Here is an 18,107-nt window from a genome sequence, read left to right on the forward strand (position 1 = left end):
GAGTTTAATAGCGGTTTGGTTGAGTAATAATCAAGTCTCACAATCATAAATCTTAACGACAATGCGCTGATGCTGATCGTTAGCTTGCGCTTCATAACAAGGATGACCAGATGAGAAAGACTGATACAAGGCTAGATAACAAAGAAATTATCGCTGAACTCAAGCAAAAAGACAGCCATTTTGCGAGTATTTTTGCTGAGCATACTCAGCTGGATGAGAAGATCAATTATCTCGAAAAGGATTTGATAAAACATAGCAGCTGTGATGATGAAATAGAACAGATGAAGCGTCGAAAACTACACCTTAAAGATGAAATTTATAAGATAATCGATAAAAACAAAACACAATCTCACGCTTAATGCTTCATTTATTAGGGGTGTGTCCTCATTTTTATCCTATCTGAGCACTTTCGTTCAAATCGAGGATACACCCCAAAATTACTGCTAAAAATTTCTTACATTTAGTTTTATAAATCTTAATTTTATAATCAACAAGTCTCACAATCATAATCTGTCTTAACCACAACGCGTCACTGCTTATGCTAAGCACACGCTAAATAACAAGGATGACAACATGACCATGACTGATAAATGGCAAGATCACAGCGACATCATCGATGAGCTCAAGCAAAAAGATGCGCACTTTGCGAGTATCTTCGATGAACATACTATACTGGACAGGCAAATTGATAAGCTTGAGAATGACGTGGTCAAACACGCCAGCCGCGATGAAGAAATCGAACAAATGAAGCGGCGCAAGCTACAGCTCAAAGATGAGATTTACAAAACCATAGATAAGAATAAAGTACAATCTCAAGCGTAATCGTTCATTTATAACCGATAAATAACACTAATAGACCTTTAGCTTAAGATATAAAAAGACCCCATCAACGTAGGCTGATGGGGTCTTTTTATAGCGCTGGTTCAAATTAAGAAAGTAATGAAAACAGCGCTACGTCTCGCTAAATAGTTGGATAACTACTTAGATTTTACCAACTAGGTCAAGACTTGGCTTCAATGTATCGCCACCTTGTTCCCAAGCTGCTGGACAAACTTCGCCATCGTTTTCACGGACATATTGTGCCGCTTTTACTTTACGCAGCATGTCTTTTGCGCTACGGCCAATACCGCCAGCATGAATCTCAGCAACCTGAATCAAACCGTCTGGATCGATTAAGAAAGTACCGCGCTCAGCTAGACCTGCTTCTTCGATCATCACGTTAAAACCACGAGTGATTTTACCAGTAGGATCGCCGATCATTGGGTAATTTACTTTACCGATTGCGTCTGAAGAATCATGCCATGCTTTATGCGTGAAATGAGTGTCAGTCGATACTGAGTATACTTCTACGCCCAAACCTTGTAGCTCTTCGTAATGGTTTGCCATGTCTTCAAGCTCAGTTGGGCAAACAAAAGTAAAATCAGCTGGGTAGAATAAGAAGATCGCCCAGTTACCTTTTACATCTTCTGAAGTGATGGTTTTGAACTCACCGTTTACATATGCATCTGCTGAAAATTCTGGGATTTCTTGATTGATAATAGACGCCATGATTGGCTCCTTTTTTGATTAAGTGTAATTAATTTAATGGTGCTTATTTATTTGATTGTTTCTGTTAAGCCTTGAACTATCTGGGCTACCTGACAAACTATACGCGAATTCTATGGTTAATCCAGTTAAAAGTTTTTAATGTGATGTTTTGTTTTATTAAACTTGTTAAACTATTCTATCTACTTCATGTCATCAGTGTGCTATCGGTAAATTTCGATAATGACCAAGATGCATAAGTATCGTCATTTGCGTGAAAAACAACCAAAAAAGAGGTCTTATGATTACCTTACGTCAACTTGAATTTGCCTTAGCAGTCGCTAAACACCGCCATTTCAAACGAGCAGCAGAAGATTGTAATATTTCGCAGTCTGCGCTGAGCTTAGGTATCGCAGAATTAGAAAAGCAACTAGACACACAGATTTTTGAGCGTAATAACAAACAAGTGCTTATCACTCCTATTGGGCAAGATATCCTGACGCGGGCGCAGCGTGTATTCTCTGAAGTGAGCGACTTGACCACCCGTGCGCACAGTCATCAAACGCCGCTTGCCTACCCGATGACCGTGGGTATTATTCCAACGATTGCTCCTTACTTGCTGCCAAAAGTCCTGCCTGCACTGCGAGCCAATTATCCAGAATTTCGCATGACCATCGTTGAGCAACAAACCGAACGCTTGCTTGAGCAAGTGCGTTACGGTCATATTGACACAGCAATCATTGCGCTACCCTATGCCGTAGACGGCTTGCACAGTTTTGAATTTTGGAGTGAAGACTTCTTCGCAGTATTTCCAAAAGACGATATTCATGCCAAGCTTGACACCATTGATTCTGAGGATCTCGCTACTGCCAATCTCATGCTGCTGGGTGAAGGACATTGCCTGACCGATCAGACGCTATCGGTTTGTCATTTTGATCGGGCGCAAATGAAATCGAGCTTTTCTGACGCTAGCTTAAACACGCTTATTCAGATGGCACTCGCTAATATGGGTACGACCTTAGTACCTGAGATGGCGCTGGATCAATTGCATCTGCAAAACCAAAATGCCGTCGCGGTGCCATTGGCAGAAAAAGGCCCACATCGCCACATCGCCTTTGTCACCCGCTTAAATTATGCGCGTGTCGACGATGTAAATTTACTGGGCAAGGTATTTAAACAGGCCTTTGAAGATGCAGCTCATCAGGACTAAGTTGACTATTAGGATTGTGAGGCGCTAAGTAACTCAGACAATTGAGTATGAATATGAACGATGTTTCGCACGTAACGTCCGACCTTGGTCAGCATTTCGCCATGCACTTGTCTGCCATCGCTAATGATATTGATCGAGTAGAGGTAGAGATGCTTTGGCAAGCTGCCGCTACCCGTTATAACGAAGCCCATCGCGCTTATCACACCCTGCACCACATTAAGCAGTTGTTTGCGCAGTTTGAGCAAGTTAAGCACAACCTTTATGAACCCCATATTATCGCCTTAGCGCTGCATTATCACGATGTGATATACGAGCCAACACGGGCAGATAATGAGCTTAAAAGTGCAGACTATGCGGTGGAAGCGTTGCAGAAATATTTGAGCGCGGAACAATGCCAACATATCTATGCACTTATCATGATGACGGCTACCCATCAACTTGATGCATTAGCAGACGATGATAAGTGCAGCGATGCAGCATATTTACTAGATATGGATTTGAGCGTTTTGGGTGCTGCATGGTCTGAATATGAAGCGTACGCATCTGCGGTACGTAAAGAGTATGCACACGTGCCAGCTACCGATTACTGTATCGGACGAACAGCGGTGTTAAAAGGATTGTTGGCGCATCCAAGACTGTATTTGACCGATTATTACTTTGAACGGTTAGAAAAGCAAGCGCGAGATAATATCAAGCGTGAGCTTACTTCGCTTGCAGCTTGATAAATAACTCACTACCTTGACGTGCAGGATGCGAGTTATAGCTGGCTTCCATCATCTCTATATCAAAACACTGCTCAAAACGCTGCTGATATTCATCTTTTGTGCCACCAAAAGGTGGTTCATCACGGCCAAAATCCACATTGAAAAGCAGGCCAACCAGTTTGCCTTGCGGCTTTAATAAGGCTGCCATCTGCTCGACATATTCATCACGACGTGACGGATTTATCGCACAAAAAAACGTCTGCTCAAGCACCCAATCAAATTGATGCTGCTCAGGTGATAAATTAAAAAAATCTGCACAAATCAGGTGCGCCGCTGGGAAATCAGGATAGCGCTCTGCAAATGCATCAATCGGTGCAGGCGCAAAGTCAACCAACGTGACATTGGTAAAACCCTGCTCGTGTAGATAGCCAACCTCATAGGCATTGCCTGCCCCTGGCACTAGAATAGCCTGATCTTTAGCAGACGCAGGCAGTTGATCGATGTAAGCTTTTAGCGGTGGTGACACCTGTCCCATATCCCACTGTATGCTACCAGTCTCATAACGCTGCTGCCAAAATTCGGCTTGATTGACGTTGTCCATATGATATCCCTGTATATACCATGCATCTACAATATATCTATCACTCTATTATTTGAATGATACGCTATATACTGCGACGTGAGCGCTTATCATAGCAGGTATGTTAGGGTTAACGAATGCCTTTATATCATTTGTGTGAGGCGTTTAATCCAGCTGACCCGACTTGCCTGCTAGCATATCGTGCCACTGCTGATAATCCGGCATCGCTGCCGCTACCGTTTGCCAAAACGCCTTGCTGTGATTGGCATGATGCAAATGACACAGCTCATGGACAATGACGTATTCGGTGCATTCAATCGGGTAAGCAGGAAGATATACGGATAACCAAATTCGACGCGCACGAGTATTACAACTGCCCCAGCGCGTATGCATTTTTTTCAGTCGAACTTCATTAGCAGTAGCACCGACTATTGGTTGCCACTTGGCAAATAGTGCTGGATTTACTTCAGTAAGTTGTTGCCGATAATAAGCGATTTTTTCATCGTGATTTAGCCTCAATGATTGTTCGATGCCCCATAAGAGCACGGGGCTATCCGAGGTTGACGCTTTGGGTTTCGGGGTTTGCTTGTGATGATAACGCGCTAACACTTGCGGATGGTTGTCTAGCGCCCATGATACGCGCTTGTCGACAGCTTGGGCGATTTGGCTGGGGCTGATAGACATCGGTACAGAGACCATGAGCGCATAAGGCTTTAGGCGAAAATTGATATTTTTGACGCGCTTTTTGGTCACGTGCAGCACAATACCCGCTTGTACCAGCTGTTGTCTCGCCATATCTAATAAGAGCGACGTACTCTGTTGCGGCATCGTGATGTCTCCCCTGTACCGCTTATGCTAAGACTGCCTGCAAATGATTGTCAAAAGACATATTATGTATTTGACTGTCCTGCACCATAATGTCGGCAGTATGTTTTGAATTTGATTCTGCTACACCCGATGTTTCTACTGATAGAGTATTGACACGTAGTCTGGTCAGTTTCCCGTGTCCATCGCTGACGATAAAACCTGACTCTCCATGATTACTTTTAGTTTGACCAGTGAACTGACTAGCTATTAGCGAAGCGCCTGCACAATCCGGCAAACGCACAGCATCAATCAGCATGCGTGTGTTTAAATCATAAATCGCTGCACAACCGCCAATCGGTGTGGTCACACATAACAGATTGCGCTGACTATCAACCGCCACACTGGCAATATATTGATGGAAGCATTGCCATTGATTATTGGGCATAACCAATGGTTTAAAGTCAGGATCACCGCGATGATGGGTCAGCACTAACGGCACATTGATATGTTTTTCACCTTGGAATTGAATACCAATCATCACCGTACCATCATCATGTATGGCCAAATGACGCACACTCATCTGATTGTGTTCAGGGATAATTTGCTCAAGCAGCGTCCCGTCATGACGACTCAGATAAGTCAGCGATGGACGCATGGTATCGAGATTCAGCTCTTCACGAGAGGCTTGTTCGGTTTTGATACCGCCATTAGCGATGACCAGCGTCTCGCCATCTGGATGCATAATCAGCTCATGTGGCCCAATACCGTGCGAGTCAAATTCGGTTATTTTATTATAGTTATCATGAGCATCGTAGATACCAATTTTACCCGCCAAGCTTATCGTATCATTCTCAGTGACGTATAGCTTTGAGCCATCCAAACTGTAGCAAGCATGCCCATAGTAATGGCGATTATCAGCCGCTTTTATAGCAAACTTCACTTGCCCTGTCGCTGTGTCTAATACCCAAAAACTTTCACTGGGGCGGCGACCCAGCACCACGACATCACGTTGACGGTTATGAGTGTTTGATCTGTTTTGATTGTTTTGTCTATTTTGAATATTAAGGATTGGCTGGACAACAATATCGTGGACACGCTCAGGCATGGTCGTCTGCCAAACGATTTGTCGGTCTGCATCGATGCCGACCACACCAAAACCATTTTCATCATTATTGTCATCATGACTGTTATCGTCATTTATCAATGATAGGTTTTTTGGCATGGATGCCACGCCACTGACCCAGCATACTGGACGCGCCAGCATAACGGTGCTATGCATTGCCGTCAGGTCAGTCACGGTATTTTTAGTATCATGATTTCTATCATCGATATCATTATGATAAGCCTGTTGCCACGCAGCAGACGCGTGCTGATAGGCGTAGCGAAAACGGGTTAGCTGTGGCTTGGACGATGCTTGCAATGTATGCAGCTGAGAACGCACACCCGACACATAATCTTGCAACTTTGCTTCAGGCTGATGCTGCTTGCGATAGTGATGATGGATACCAATCAATGCCGCCGTTCCCAATACACTACCAAGCGTGGTCAAAGCCGACGTCACCAGCTGCTCATGATTTGAGCGCTTGTTTGCCGGTTTAGGCGCTGCTTTAGATGACGCGCTATGAGATTTAGCTATCGCAGCTGTATGGGCTTCAGAGGTTTGCATGACTTAATCGCCATCATTGCTGTTAAAGCCAACACGGATGCCGAGGGTCGGAATCAATTGGCGTTTCATCAGGCGGGTAATGGTCGTAAAATGATCAAACAATTCTTGCTGTTTGGCTTTATCGGCAGTCGCTAAATCCTCTGGCATCTGCGCCAATAGCGTGGTGGTATCAGCCAGCTCGCTTGATAGACTGGCCGCAATAGCATTCTCATCATTGCTACCAAGAATGGCCGTCAATACCGGGTCAGTCAGCGTTTTATTCAAGGTAGCCAACTTAGCATTGATAATAGCGCGGCTTTGTCCAGCAGTAGCAGCAGGCAGATGACCCTTGGCTTTGCCTGTGAGACCTAATGGTTCATCAATAGCATTGGTCTTCATCGTCTCAATCAATGACAATAAAGCGTTAAACCACTGGTTCAAACCTTGATCGCTATCAGCCGTTTTATCAATCGCCAGTAAAGTCGTGGCGTTCTGCTGCCAGTTACTTTCGATGTCTTTTAATCGCGTGCTTAGTGCCGCGCTGGCGCTGACTACATAAGCACATTGAGCAGCATTCAAGCTGTCATTGGTAAATAGCGCCTCTTCCAGACCTGGTACGCCTTGCACAATAGCACTTTCGTTAGCGAGCTGCTCTGGGGTTAGTTTTGGATTGGCCGCGATTAGCTCTGCAACACCACTATGCACCAGACCGCGCTCGTCAGGGTAATAATTGATGTACAAGTTGCTCATACTAGCAGTCGCAGGACCGAAGTTGATCATCTCAGCACTCGCCCATGCTTGCGCCAGCACCAGCCACTGAGCACGCAACGCTTGCAATTCATCACCGCTGACAGGCGCTTGCTGACAATGCTTCTGTGCCAAATCATGTAACAAACCACTTTGCTTCGCCGCATCTGCATAAGCTGGAATGACAATGTCTTCAGCCACATGGGTCAGATAGGTTTTTTCGGTCTCCGCGCTGATATCTATGGCGACTATCTGTTCGTCATTCGCGCTATCGGCGGCCGTACTGTTTGAAGCAGCGCCATCTTGCGCGACGGCTTGGCTATCCACCTCTGCTTTTTTATTCTCATCGGCAGGCTTGACACAACTGATGAGTAATCCAGCACTCAGTGCCGATAACGCCATTGCTAATGCAGGATTTATTTTCATAAGTTTCTCGGTAATGGGATAAGTAATAATTTATATCATTTTTATAATGATTTTAAGAAGGCGTTTAATTCAGCGCGTCCTTGCTTATCTAATTTCAACACTTTTTGGCGTTGGTTTTCTGCTTCACCGCCATGCCATAGCACTGCTTCCATCAGCGTACGCGCGCGACCATCATGTAAAAAGGTCGCTTGTGGATCGACGGTTTGAGCCAGACCAATTCCCCACAATGCAGGAGTACGCCACTCGTATGAGTTGGCCAAAAATTCAACTTGCGCATCTTTTGCTGGTAGTTTGCCCGCTATCGTGCGATCGGCAAGCGCATCGCCCATATCATGCAGCAGCAAATCCGTATAAGGATAAATGACTTGTCCATGCTGCTCAAGATGATCGTCATCGGTTTTTGGCAACTGATATCTTGGCGTATGGCAACTTTGACAACCCATATCATAAAAACGTTTTTTACCAGCCAGTACCAGCTTATCGTTGGCATTGCGACGATGTGGCACGGCTAAATTCCGCGTATAAAATTCTACAAACTTGGCTATTTCATCATTCACTTCGACGGGCAGCTTACCGTTACCTTGCTCATCAGCGCCAGTAGTCGCGTTAATACAAGCGGTTTGGCTTGGCATGCAGGATTCATGAGGACGAATGTTTGAGGTCAGCCCCATATCTTCATTAAAGGCACTTTGGTTTTGTGTAATCAGCTTAGTTTGACCAGCTTTCCAGCCAAAACGACCAAGCGCATGCTTGCCAGTTTGTGGATCCATCACCCAGTTAAACTTGCCACTGATGTCGCTAGTACTATTGTTATTAATCGCTTGTTTTTTGATATCATCGTCAGGTATTTGCTCTAAGAGCCCAAGCCCAATCATTGGTAAAGCCACTCGCGGTGATACCATCATTTCATTATCAAACGCCCCATAGCCGGGTTTGGTCAACTTAAAGATAGGCGCACGTAGGGTTTCGACATAACCATCGGCAAAGGTAACTGGCATATCGGTCCACTGTACCGCAATTCGCGCTTCAGCCGGTACGCCCTGAATACCGCGATCTTGTAGCTGACCGCCATACATAGGATGCACCACTTTTTCGATCAGGGAATCCTGCAATTGCTGACGCTGCTCATCCGTTGTCGCTGGCATAGACAGACGTATTAATAAACTATCAGCATCGTCCTTGCTGCTCATCGGCGCGTGACCACGACCATCTTTGACATGGCATGATTGGCAGGCGGCGACATTGAATAACGCGCCAAGACCGTCACGGCTGTCCGTGCTAGCAGGGGCAATCACCCACGGTTGTTGAAAAAACGCATTACCAATGAAAAAAGAACCTTTGCGTAAGGCGGTGAGGTTTGATGAAGGTTTTGAGTAACTCTCAGCACTGGTAATACTAATACCGCTATCACCGCCTTGCTTAATCTCTTGCCGGTCAAAGGAGGCAAGCTGCTGCATGGGCACCCCAGCCAGCGCTTCGATATTTTGACTGCGTTCAGCAGACAAGGTTTTATCCTGCTTATCAGCATTGACGTCATTCTTATTAGCGGATGAGCTGTCAGTTGGCTGACAAGCCGTAAGTGACAAGACGCAGAGAGCACTAAGCGCAAGCTTTAACGGTGTATTTTTAGACAATAAAGAGGTATGAAGAGACATAGATAGTTTGTCTTTCGTGGCAGAAATGGCGTTCATAAGCATTGCCTTAGCGCTAGTATAGAACCATCAAAATCGCGCACCATAACAATATGTCGTTACAGTCAACAGGGTACAACTGTAAGAAAGCTGGCTGGTAGCGTTATTTTAATAGGGCATAAAAAAACACATTGCCAACCGAGATTGACAACGTGTGTATTATACATAAATTACTTTCTTATGAAAATAATTCTCATTCACTTATAGCGACTTATCAGGCATTATAAATGAATACAACTGACGCTAGTAAGCGTATAAACAGCCTAGCTTAAAACTATGAACCCGCATCAGCATCTAGATTATCAATACCAACCGCTTTTGCCGCGCTTTCGATACCAGTCGTCAATTCCTGCAAGCTGGTAATGGCAGTCTCGATCCAACCACGACGAGCATTTTGCTCTTCAGCAGAGATACCTTGTTTGCTTGCTTGACCAACGGTCGCGATCATTTGATCAATCTTAATACCTTCTTTTTCGCCTTTTTCGACGATGATATTAAAATCACTTTCTACTTTACTAAAGTCAGCAGCCAGCTTATCAGCAACATCCTGATGACCCGTATCAATCAGGTAGTTCTTCACGCCATAGCCACCAACGGTTTTATCCGCGAGGGTCTTGTAGCTGCCATTAAAGACATTCTGAATGCCGCGAGCATTATTGGCGTAGCTCAGATGGGTCAAGTCACTAAAGCATTCATGTTCGTCTTCGGTAGATCCCGTGACGAAGGCGACCTGCATACGCTGAGAGGCCAACTCGCCAAATGCCAAGCTGCCCATCTGATACATAATCTGGCGCAGGCCATTGTTATCTTTACGCGCTATCATATCGCTGCGTAAGGTATGCTCACTGTCAGGCTGCCACTGGGCTTCCATCGCGGTCAAATCATCAACCAATAACTGCGCAGCGGCCTTTAAGAATTCGCCGCGACGCTCACAAATGCTTGCATCGGTATTGGCGCTTTCACCACTAGTACATTCGCCATCGGTGGTATTGTAATCACTAATCGGACGGTTGCCTGCACCCTCACCGACGCCGTTGGTATCTTGTCCCCATAGCATAAACTCGATCGCATGATAGCCGGTCGTCACGTTGGCTTCGCTACCACCGATTTCATTCATGTCTGCTAAAAGTTGCGGTGTAATCGTGCTGGTATCTTGCTTAATGCTACCGACGGCAATGCTATCACTATTGATGATATTGTCTTGACTGTTGTATTCACCTTCGTAATCATCGCTGACGTAATCAATGAGCGCTTCATCGAGCGGCCATGCATTGACCTGTCCTTCCCAGCCATCAACGCTACCAATCTCACGCTGGTCATCAGCGCTCACAAATGCTTCATCAAAACGGAACACTTCAGTCTGTGAGTAAGGCTGACGCGCCGCTTTATAGGCAGCTTTTGCCGCTTCAAGGTTCGCTTCAGTTGGCGCATCTACATAAGCATTCACTGCTGTCTGCAAAGTCTTTGCGGTGCCTAATGAATCTTTATAGGCAGCATGAGCCATATTTACATAGCTAAGTGCCAAGCGATCGATATTGGCTTGCTCTGCGCCTGATGTGGTTCTATTATTGGCAGCGTCTGTATTTTGTACCTCTGTTTGTGCATCAGTGGCGGTATCGTCATTGGCTTGCTTGGTACAACCCGATACCAGCAGTATCCCTGCAAGCGCAGCGGCTAAAGTAGTCGGTAAAATTTTACGGTTCGTCACTGTGGTCATATTCATACACGTCCTCGATGAGATACATTATAAAAAAAGGCAAGTACAATAAATGACTGATGTATAGGGTCATAGTTGCTAAACACTGTCATTACTATTGCTGAAATATTCAAATATTTGCGAATTATAATGTTATTGATAACTATTATCAAATATAATTTAAGGATTGGGTCTTACCGTTGATCAGAAGTTGCCTTATCAAATTCTAAGCCCAAAAAAAGGCCAGCGTATTGCTGACCTTTTTTGCACTATTTTTACTGTAAGCGTCTAAAATTAATGGTTATCAAATCATTTATTAGTTTACGCTTTGTGGTGAGTTAATGGTTAGCTCAACACGGCGGTTTTGCTGACGACCATAATCAGTGTTGTTATCAGCTACTGGGCGTGATTCGCCATAAGCAACAACGTTGACACGGTTAGAAGCAACACCACGAGCAGTCAGATAGTTAGCCACTGAGTAAGCACGATCACGTGATAGACCCATGTTATATGACGTTGAACCTTTACTATCGGTATGACCAGCAATGTTAACTGATGTTTTGTTGTACTGGTTCATCGTTGAAGCAAGTTTATCAAGTGTTGGCTTGAACGATGAGCTCAACGTAGCATCATCAAATGAGAAGGTGATGCTGCCTGGCATAACTAAGTCGATGTTACCAGTCGTTGGGTTTTGCTCAACCGTTACACCTGTACCAGCCATCTGTTGCTCAAGCTGCTTAGCTTGACGCTCCATGTAATAACCAACACCAGCGCCCAATGCGGCACCAATAGCTGCATCACGGCCAGTTTTGTCGCCACCAGTTGCTTTAGAGATGGTTGCACCACCTAAAGCACCTGCCAATGTACCAATAGCAGTTTTGTTCAAGCGCTGTTGTCCAGTGTTTGGATCAGTAGCACAACCACTAAGTGCTAAACCAGATGCGACTGCGGCAATCATTAATGTATTACGCATAATATTTCCTCTTAAGTATTAAATTAAAATTGTGCTTTGTTAAGCTGTGCTTTTTATAAAGATTATTTATGAATCTTATTTAGGTGCTTACTTTCGTTCGTTATTATTATGGCAATTACCATCTATTTATGTGTAATATTTTGTCACATCTATGTATGAGAAGTGCAGGAGGGTTTGCACTCTTCTCCTTTGTATTATCCATCTCTGCTAGGCCAGACATGGCAAGTCACGTTTACAGTCGTACACTATGAATAATTTCTGTTAAAATCATGCAATAAAGTTGACCGTGAAGCAGCGCTAATAACACCACTAAACATATAGCGCGATTTCAACCCTATAAAACCGCCAAAAATTTTGGAAATAACGACTTCAGAAATGGAGTGTTTATATATCAACAATATCGATAGACAGGGATTAAACATGCGCCTGACCTCTACTATTCAAAAAATACATCAACGCGCCCCAAAATTGGGCAAGGCAGTTTCGCTGACTACAGCAGCCAGTGTCATCGCGGCCAATAGCTTTGGTTATAGTATCCCGCTATGGCTAATGGGCGCGACCAAGATGATTACTGGAGCACCCATTGCGGATAAAACCGTGATAAAAATTGCTGCCCACTGGATTAGTAGTAATAACGCCTTGATCGATAATATGTTGCCACGTAAAGATTGGCGTATCAACTTACCCGATGATGTCCATATGGCCGGTAAATACCTGCTGGTTAGCAATCATCAGTCATGGGTCGATACCAGTATCGTGCAATACATTGGTGAACAGCGCCTGCCCCTCACCCGATTTTTTACCAAGTTTGAGCTGATTTATATCCCAATCGTTGGTCAAGCCTTTTATTTTTTAGACTTCCCAATGATGCGCCGCCATCCTAAAGAAAAGGTTGCCAAAAACCCTGCATTAAAGGGCAAAGATATTGAAGAAGCCAAGCGTGCCTGCGCGTTATTAAAAGACAAACCGTTCACCTTATTAAACTATTTAGAAGGCACACGTTTTACGCAAGAAAAACATGACAAACAAAATGCACCTTATACGCATTTACTGAAACCGCGTGCGGGTGGCTTGGCGCTGGCTATCAATGCACTAGGGGATGACATCGATGGTATTTTGGATATGACCATTGTTTATCCGGATGGCGTGCCAACCTATGGTGATCTATGGAAAGGCAATATCAGACGCTTGGGCGTTGACGTTCGGTATATTAAAATACCTGACGAATTGTTTTCTGGTATCAAAAATGGTGGCTATGAAGAGGATGAGGCAATAAAGGCTAAAATGTTTGATTGGGTTGAACAGATATGGTGTCAAAAAGATGACCTTATTACCACCATGCTTGCTGACTTTGCAGATAACCCGCAGAGCAAATAGACTGAACGATAAATTATTTTTTTCAGTAAATCTGCAAATCACAATGTTGCCATACTTTTTATGCTGCAATATAAACACTAAAAGCTGGCTAAGGCGTGTCCTCGTTTTGAAAATGGCGATAAAAATAAGATAAATGGCAGCTAAACAAGGAAAGTAGTACAGATAATATCGAGATATGAGCAAGCTACTTGACGCAGTTTGGCAAATATTTAGCCATTTTTAACCCGTTTACAGTTTACTGTTCAGATTGAGGACGTGCTCTAATATCAGGTTTTACTCAATTGATATAAAATACCAAATTATAATGGTTGATGGGTTGTTTTTTGATGGCATTCATTGATAATGTGAATAGTCATTAAAACGCTCGCTTACTCAGTTGTAATATCATCATTGACTCTGTCTACTGATGACATTATTTCTTATGCCATTTCTTACTAAAAGGTATGACTGTGCCCGCCTCTCCTACAAAAAGCTCGCCAATAGCCGCAGCAATGCCAAATGAGTCATCGAACTTAGCAAGCAGTCAATCTCCGAGCACGCAAACCTCAAGCACGCAGTCACCACAGTCAAATCGTCCCAAACCAAGTCGCTTTAAGCTGACTTATGATATTTTGATGATTGTTGCTATTAGTATTGATCTCTTATTGATTAGCATAGATGCCATCTTGATGAGTAACTTTAGTAGTAATGTTGCAGGGTGGCTGACACTAAGTGATGCGCTTAACTGGTATCAAGGCACCTTGCATGATCCGTTGCGTACGGCGGGTGGGTTTTTCACCATATTCTTAGTCGTCGAGCTATTATTACGCTGGGCAATTGCCATTAAAGAAAAAGTTTATTATCGCTGGTTCTTTTTTCCGTTTGTCCACTGGTATGAGGTATTGGGCTGTTTTCCGCAGCTACGCGCGCTACGGTTATTTCGAGTAGTGGTCATCGGCCGCCGACTCTACCAGCTTGGCTATCAAGTACTACCGCAGTCGTGGATTGACCGTATCAAGTTCTATATTGATCTGCTATTAGAAGAGTTGTCAGATCGTGTCATTTTGACTGCAATCGATAATTTTCGTGTGCAGCTTACCGACACCAAAACGCACAAATCATTGATCGAATCAACGATTGCTCGCAACCGTCATGAGATTGAAACAGCATTACTTTCGCTACTACGCACAGAGCTGGCGCCAAAGCTGCAAGCGCTGACGGCCTCACCAGGAGGCAATAACATGCTAGCTGGTGCGATGGGCGAAGCGATTAAAGAAGGTTTGGCCAATACGCCAGAGTTACGTCGCTACTTGCGCATGATACCCATCGCTGGTGGCTTGATTGAGTCGCAATTGCAGCATGTGGGACACAATATTGGCGAAAATGTGGTCATTGCTTTAAACGAGCGTCTCCTCGATGCTGAGCGTCTTGATGCATTGATGGTCGCTATTGCCAGCGGTGTGGCACAAATCGATACCAACAACACCGCGCTGGATACTTTGATTTCTAGCATTATTGAGGACAGTTTGACAGCATTTGAAGCACAAATAAAAGTGCAGCAATGGAAGCACCAAGATATGCTTAACTTATAACATTTTTGCTAAAAATGGCTACTAAATAACCAGCACCTAAGTAAATAACCACTAAATAATAATAAATATAGTACGCATGCAGCCATACGATATTTTTTGAGGATCAATCTTATGACGATTTTAGATAACGACAACAGCACCCCAACCCCGAGTGCCACGCCTGCTCTCGCCTTTTACGGCAAGATGCTCACCTTTTCGCGCTTACAGTTCAGTACGGATGACTTAAACGCTATCGAGACTCAGCTTGCTGAAACGCTTAGCAACAAATCCAGCAATATCCCTATCCTCATTGATAGCGAGGTCGAACAAGATCTGTCTGCATTGGTAGAACTATTATGGTCATGGGGACTGCAACCTATCGGTGTCGTGACAGGTGTGTTGGATGCACAAGCACGTGAGCAGCGATTGGCGATATTTCCTGCCGACGGCAAACGTATCGAGCGTATTCTACCCAGTAAAAAAGCCACTACTCAGGTCAATAAAGCATCAGACGCCAAAAGTACAGAGTCGACCAGCACGAATGACGTAGCCGCAGCGTCTGAACCCGCACTTGAAACAGCGACCGAGACGACCATCGCCAATATTCCAGCAGAAACCTTGGTAAGCGCTGAACATATCACCAGCCTCATCTATGATCAAATGCTACGTTCAGGACAGAGCCTTAACCACGTCGGTGGGGATTTGATTTTGACCAACAGTGTCAACAGTGGTGCTGAAGCGATTACTGACAACAGCTTGCATGTCTACGGCCGCGCCCAAGGTCGTTTGGTCGCAGGAGCAACAGGCGACAAAGATGCTCGTATTTTTTGTCAGGTCTTTAACCCGTCATTGGTGTCAGTCGCAGGCACTTACTGCCTACGAGACAATTTACCGGAACACGTAATCGACAAACCAGTACAAGTACGCTTTATAGAAGGTCAAGGTTTGGTATTTACCGTAATGGATGATGCTTAGTTAGACGGCTGATTTGTCGAATTTTATATATAAATCTTAAAGGCATTTGCTGTAGTGCTGAGAAAGTAATGGCTAAATATCTTACTTAATATTTCGGTAAGTTTGGTTAACAAAACTGTCTCAAGACAAATAATTTACTCTGCCACTATGTAACCTATCTATCAGTGCTAATACCTATAGGCAGGAGCACTTAACGCAGATAATCGTTGTTTTTCGCTTTAGTGCAGACTTGCTATAAATTTTTGTTTATTTATGCTAGGCTTACGCTCGCAGCGCATATATTACATGTGAATAATAAGCATAAGAGAATGCGCTATTTTATTTAATAGATATCCCATTGATTCATAGGAGTGTGCCATTGTGGCGAAGATTGTTGTAATCACTTCAGGTAAAGGCGGTGTGGGCAAAACCACCACTAGTGCCTCTTTTGCCGCCGGTTTGGCGTTGCGTGGCTATAAGACAGTTGTTATCGATTTTGATGTAGGTCTACGTAATCTAGACTTGATCATGGGCTGTGAAAATCGAATTGTTTATGACTTTGTAGACGTCATCAGCGGTAACGCGCGCTTGTCACAAGCACTGGTCAAAGACAAACAGCTTGAGAACTTATACATCCTACCTGCCAGTCAAACGCGTGACAAAGATGCGCTGACAGACGAAGGGGTGTCCGAAGTAATGGCTGAGCTGTCTAAGCAGTTTGACTATATCATTTGTGATTCGCCTGCTGGTATCGAGCGCGGAGCCCAGTTAGCGATGTATCATGCTGATGAAGCGATCATCGTGACCAACCCTGAGATCTCTTCAGTACGTGACTCGGATCGTATTATCGGTATCTTACAAAGCCGTACCAAAAAGATCGAAGAGAACCAAGGTTCTATCCGTGAGCATTTGGTTATCACTCGCTACAATGCCGAACGTGCGGCAGCGAATGAGATGATGGATATCGATACCATCTCTAATGATATCCTAAAAGTACCCTTACTTGGTGTTATCCCTGAAAGCCATTCAGTGCTTGAGGCATCTAACCACGGTGAACCGGTTATTCACTATACCGACTCCATCGCTGGTCAATGTTATGATGACATTGTCGCCCGTTTCTTAGGCGAAGAGCGGCCGTTGCGTCATATTGACGTGAAGAAAAAGAGTTTATTACAGCGCTGGTTTGGGGGTTAATGATGAGTAAGAAAAAAGGATTTTGGAGCAATTTATTTGGTACTGATGACAGCAGCAATGTCGGCAGTGCCAATTTAGCCACTGAGCGTCTCAAGGTTATCGTTGCGAGTGAAAATCGCTTAAACAACCGCCTAACAGCGGATCGTATCGAAAAAATGAAACGTGAAATACTAGAAGTGGTAAATAAGTACGTCAATGGCGTGCAAATTGATGATGTGAATATCAATCATCGTTCTGAAGACAGCTTAGATGTGCTAGAGATGAATATCAACTTGCCTGAGCATAAAAAGTAAGCTGTTCAAAAGCATATGGAAAAAGCGCTCTAGTTAAGCCCTAATCTAAAAAAGCCCTCAGTAAAATACTGAGGGCTTTTTTGTGGACGCATACTTTCTGGATTCGTCGTTACTTTATACGTGCGATCAAATTGTCTTTTTTGACAAACTGATGATACAAAGCTGCACCGACATGCAATACAGTAAAGGCAATAATCATGGGCCAGATAATATCAACGTGTAAATCATTATAATAACGCGCTAAACCTCTATCTGGGGTGACAAAGACAGGAATCTGAAATAAACCAAATATATCTACCCGTCGACCCCCATAGACTGACATCAGCAAGCCAGCTAACGGCATCGCGATTAGCAAAGCATATAGCGCAAAGTGCGACAACTTTGACATCAACAGCTGCCACTTAGGCATCGGTAACGCTGGTGGTACTTTGGTAAAGACGCGATTGATAACTCGCGCTATCATCCAACATAACAAGCTTATACCAAAGGCCTTGTGTAGCCCAATATAGAGATTGTCATTAAGATTTTGGTATAACAGCATCATGAGCCACGTTACCAGCAATAAAACCGCACTGATCCAGTGAAATAAGCGGCTAGCGATTGACCACTTTGAAACATTCGCATCGATATCATTCATAGGCTGCTCTATTCACTCTAACCAACATTTATAGATAAAGACAATAACAGGCGGCACAGTCATTGTGGCTAGGTTAGTCTTGACGATGTTACTGGTCAC

General features: G+C 44.1%; 18 protein-coding genes. 9 read left to right on the top strand and 9 right to left on the bottom strand.

Going from position 1 to position 18,107, the window contains the following annotated elements; genetic code table 11:
• Positions 1–110: 110 nt before the first annotated feature.
• Together IE130_RS10440 and IE130_RS10445 are read left to right on the top strand one after the other, a co-directional pair.
• Positions 111–359, top strand: a complete 249-nt coding sequence (locus tag IE130_RS10440; protein ID WP_010201558.1) for an HP1242/YdcH family protein — start codon at positions 111–113, stop codon at positions 357–359.
• A gap of 214 nt (positions 360–573) precedes the next feature.
• Positions 574–822, top strand: coding sequence for an HP1242/YdcH family protein (locus IE130_RS10445; RefSeq protein ID WP_189585550.1), 249 nt, complete (start codon positions 574–576; stop codon positions 820–822).
• A gap of 159 nt (positions 823–981) precedes the next feature.
• Here the strand turns inward: IE130_RS10445 and ahpC are convergent, their stop codons facing one another.
• The gene (gene ahpC, locus IE130_RS10450; protein ID WP_010201562.1) at positions 982–1,548 is read right to left on the bottom strand and encodes an alkyl hydroperoxide reductase subunit C; all 567 of its coding nucleotides are present in this window, start codon (positions 1,546–1,548) and stop codon (positions 982–984) included.
• 277 nt (positions 1,549–1,825) lie between these two features.
• Between ahpC and IE130_RS10455 the strand changes: the two genes are divergently transcribed.
• Positions 1,826–2,734, top strand: coding sequence for a hydrogen peroxide-inducible genes activator (locus IE130_RS10455; RefSeq protein ID WP_189585552.1), 909 nt, complete (start codon positions 1,826–1,828; stop codon positions 2,732–2,734).
• Positions 2,735–2,787: 53 nt separating this feature from the next.
• Positions 2,788–3,456 carry an HD domain-containing protein gene (locus IE130_RS10460; protein WP_189585554.1) on the top strand — a complete coding sequence of 223 codons (669 nt, stop codon included), beginning with the start codon at positions 2,788–2,790 and terminating at the stop codon, positions 3,454–3,456.
• Here IE130_RS10460 and IE130_RS10465 read toward each other — a convergent pair.
• From IE130_RS10465 to IE130_RS10495, 7 genes are all read right to left on the bottom strand, one after another.
• Positions 3,437–4,039, bottom strand: coding sequence for a methyltransferase domain-containing protein (locus IE130_RS10465; RefSeq protein WP_189585556.1), 603 nt, complete (start codon positions 4,037–4,039; stop codon positions 3,437–3,439). The two genes, IE130_RS10460 and IE130_RS10465, sit on opposite strands and share 20 nt — an antisense overlap.
• Positions 4,040–4,183: 144 nt before the next feature.
• On the bottom strand, positions 4,184–4,846 hold the full coding sequence (locus IE130_RS10470) for a M48 family metallopeptidase (protein WP_189585558.1): 663 nt from the start codon (positions 4,844–4,846) through the stop codon (positions 4,184–4,186).
• A gap of 22 nt (positions 4,847–4,868) precedes the next feature.
• Positions 4,869–6,491 (bottom strand): DUF1513 domain-containing protein, encoded by a 1,623-nt coding sequence (locus tag IE130_RS10475; protein ID WP_189585560.1) that lies wholly within the window; start codon positions 6,489–6,491, stop codon positions 4,869–4,871.
• A gap of 3 nt (positions 6,492–6,494) precedes the next feature.
• Positions 6,495–7,643, bottom strand: coding sequence for an imelysin family protein (locus IE130_RS10480; protein WP_189585561.1), 1,149 nt, complete (start codon positions 7,641–7,643; stop codon positions 6,495–6,497).
• 41 nt (positions 7,644–7,684) lie between these two features.
• The gene (locus tag IE130_RS10485; RefSeq protein ID WP_189585563.1) at positions 7,685–9,334 is read right to left on the bottom strand and encodes a di-heme oxidoreductase family protein; all 1,650 of its coding nucleotides are present in this window, start codon (positions 9,332–9,334) and stop codon (positions 7,685–7,687) included.
• A gap of 274 nt (positions 9,335–9,608) precedes the next feature.
• A complete protein-coding gene (locus IE130_RS10490) occupies positions 9,609–11,057 on the bottom strand; it encodes an imelysin family protein (RefSeq protein WP_189585565.1) in 1,449 nt (482 codons plus the stop codon).
• Between the two features lie 289 nt (positions 11,058–11,346).
• A complete protein-coding gene (locus IE130_RS10495) occupies positions 11,347–12,003 on the bottom strand; it encodes a YiaD family glycine zipper/OmpA-like lipoprotein (protein ID WP_189585567.1) in 657 nt (218 codons plus the stop codon).
• A 420-nt stretch (positions 12,004–12,423) separates the two neighbouring features.
• Between IE130_RS10495 and yihG the strand changes: the two genes are divergently transcribed.
• The 5 genes from yihG to minE all read left to right on the top strand — a co-directional run bounded on the left by yihG (position 12,424) and on the right by minE (position 17,371).
• Entirely contained in the window at positions 12,424–13,380 is a 957-nt protein-coding gene (gene yihG, locus IE130_RS10500) for a 1-acylglycerol-3-phosphate O-acyltransferase, YihG family (protein ID WP_189585569.1), read from the top strand.
• Between the two features lie 443 nt (positions 13,381–13,823).
• Complete coding sequence (locus IE130_RS10505; protein ID WP_227676200.1) at positions 13,824–14,951, top strand: hypothetical protein; 1,128 nt, start codon at positions 13,824–13,826, stop codon at positions 14,949–14,951.
• A gap of 111 nt (positions 14,952–15,062) precedes the next feature.
• Positions 15,063–15,905 (top strand): septum site-determining protein MinC, encoded by an 843-nt coding sequence (minC, locus tag IE130_RS10510; RefSeq protein WP_189585573.1) that lies wholly within the window; start codon positions 15,063–15,065, stop codon positions 15,903–15,905.
• A gap of 360 nt (positions 15,906–16,265) precedes the next feature.
• Positions 16,266–17,078 (top strand): septum site-determining protein MinD, encoded by an 813-nt coding sequence (gene minD, locus IE130_RS10515; protein WP_010201589.1) that lies wholly within the window; start codon positions 16,266–16,268, stop codon positions 17,076–17,078.
• 2 nt (positions 17,079–17,080) lie between these two features.
• The gene (gene minE / locus IE130_RS10520; RefSeq protein ID WP_010201590.1) at positions 17,081–17,371 is read left to right on the top strand and encodes a cell division topological specificity factor MinE; all 291 of its coding nucleotides are present in this window, start codon (positions 17,081–17,083) and stop codon (positions 17,369–17,371) included.
• Between the two features lie 109 nt (positions 17,372–17,480).
• Here the strand turns inward: minE and IE130_RS10525 are convergent, their stop codons facing one another.
• Positions 17,481–18,008 (bottom strand): cytochrome b, encoded by a 528-nt coding sequence (locus IE130_RS10525; RefSeq protein ID WP_189585576.1) that lies wholly within the window; start codon positions 18,006–18,008, stop codon positions 17,481–17,483.
• Positions 18,009–18,107: the final 99 nt, after the last annotated feature.

The sequence above is a fragment of the Psychrobacter glaciei genome (genome assembly GCF_014652895.1).
In the GTDB taxonomy this organism is placed as follows: domain Bacteria; phylum Pseudomonadota; class Gammaproteobacteria; order Pseudomonadales; family Moraxellaceae; genus Psychrobacter; species Psychrobacter glaciei.

Coding starts and splice junctions, on each gene's coding strand:
- IE130_RS10440 (WP_010201558.1), top strand. CDS start 111: ATGAGAAAGACTGATACAAGGCTAGATAACAAAGAAATTATCGCTGAA.
- IE130_RS10445 (WP_189585550.1), top strand. CDS start 574: ATGACCATGACTGATAAATGGCAAGATCACAGCGACATCATCGATGAG.
- ahpC (WP_010201562.1), bottom strand. CDS start 1,548: ATGGCGTCTATTATCAATCAAGAAATCCCAGAATTTTCAGCAGATGCA.
- IE130_RS10455 (WP_189585552.1), top strand. CDS start 1,826: ATGATTACCTTACGTCAACTTGAATTTGCCTTAGCAGTCGCTAAACAC.
- IE130_RS10460 (WP_189585554.1), top strand. CDS start 2,788: ATGAACGATGTTTCGCACGTAACGTCCGACCTTGGTCAGCATTTCGCC.
- IE130_RS10465 (WP_189585556.1), bottom strand. CDS start 4,039: ATGGACAACGTCAATCAAGCCGAATTTTGGCAGCAGCGTTATGAGACT.
- IE130_RS10470 (WP_189585558.1), bottom strand. CDS start 4,846: ATGCCGCAACAGAGTACGTCGCTCTTATTAGATATGGCGAGACAACAG.
- IE130_RS10475 (WP_189585560.1), bottom strand. CDS start 6,491: ATGCAAACCTCTGAAGCCCATACAGCTGCGATAGCTAAATCTCATAGC.
- IE130_RS10480 (WP_189585561.1), bottom strand. CDS start 7,643: ATGAAAATAAATCCTGCATTAGCAATGGCGTTATCGGCACTGAGTGCT.
- IE130_RS10485 (WP_189585563.1), bottom strand. CDS start 9,334: ATGAACGCCATTTCTGCCACGAAAGACAAACTATCTATGTCTCTTCAT.
- IE130_RS10490 (WP_189585565.1), bottom strand. CDS start 11,057: ATGAATATGACCACAGTGACGAACCGTAAAATTTTACCGACTACTTTA.
- IE130_RS10495 (WP_189585567.1), bottom strand. CDS start 12,003: ATGCGTAATACATTAATGATTGCCGCAGTCGCATCTGGTTTAGCACTT.
- yihG (WP_189585569.1), top strand. CDS start 12,424: ATGCGCCTGACCTCTACTATTCAAAAAATACATCAACGCGCCCCAAAA.
- IE130_RS10505 (WP_227676200.1), top strand. CDS start 13,824: ATGACTGTGCCCGCCTCTCCTACAAAAAGCTCGCCAATAGCCGCAGCA.
- minC (WP_189585573.1), top strand. CDS start 15,063: ATGACGATTTTAGATAACGACAACAGCACCCCAACCCCGAGTGCCACG.
- minE (WP_010201590.1), top strand. CDS start 17,081: ATGAGTAAGAAAAAAGGATTTTGGAGCAATTTATTTGGTACTGATGAC.
- IE130_RS10525 (WP_189585576.1), bottom strand. CDS start 18,008: ATGAATGATATCGATGCGAATGTTTCAAAGTGGTCAATCGCTAGCCGC.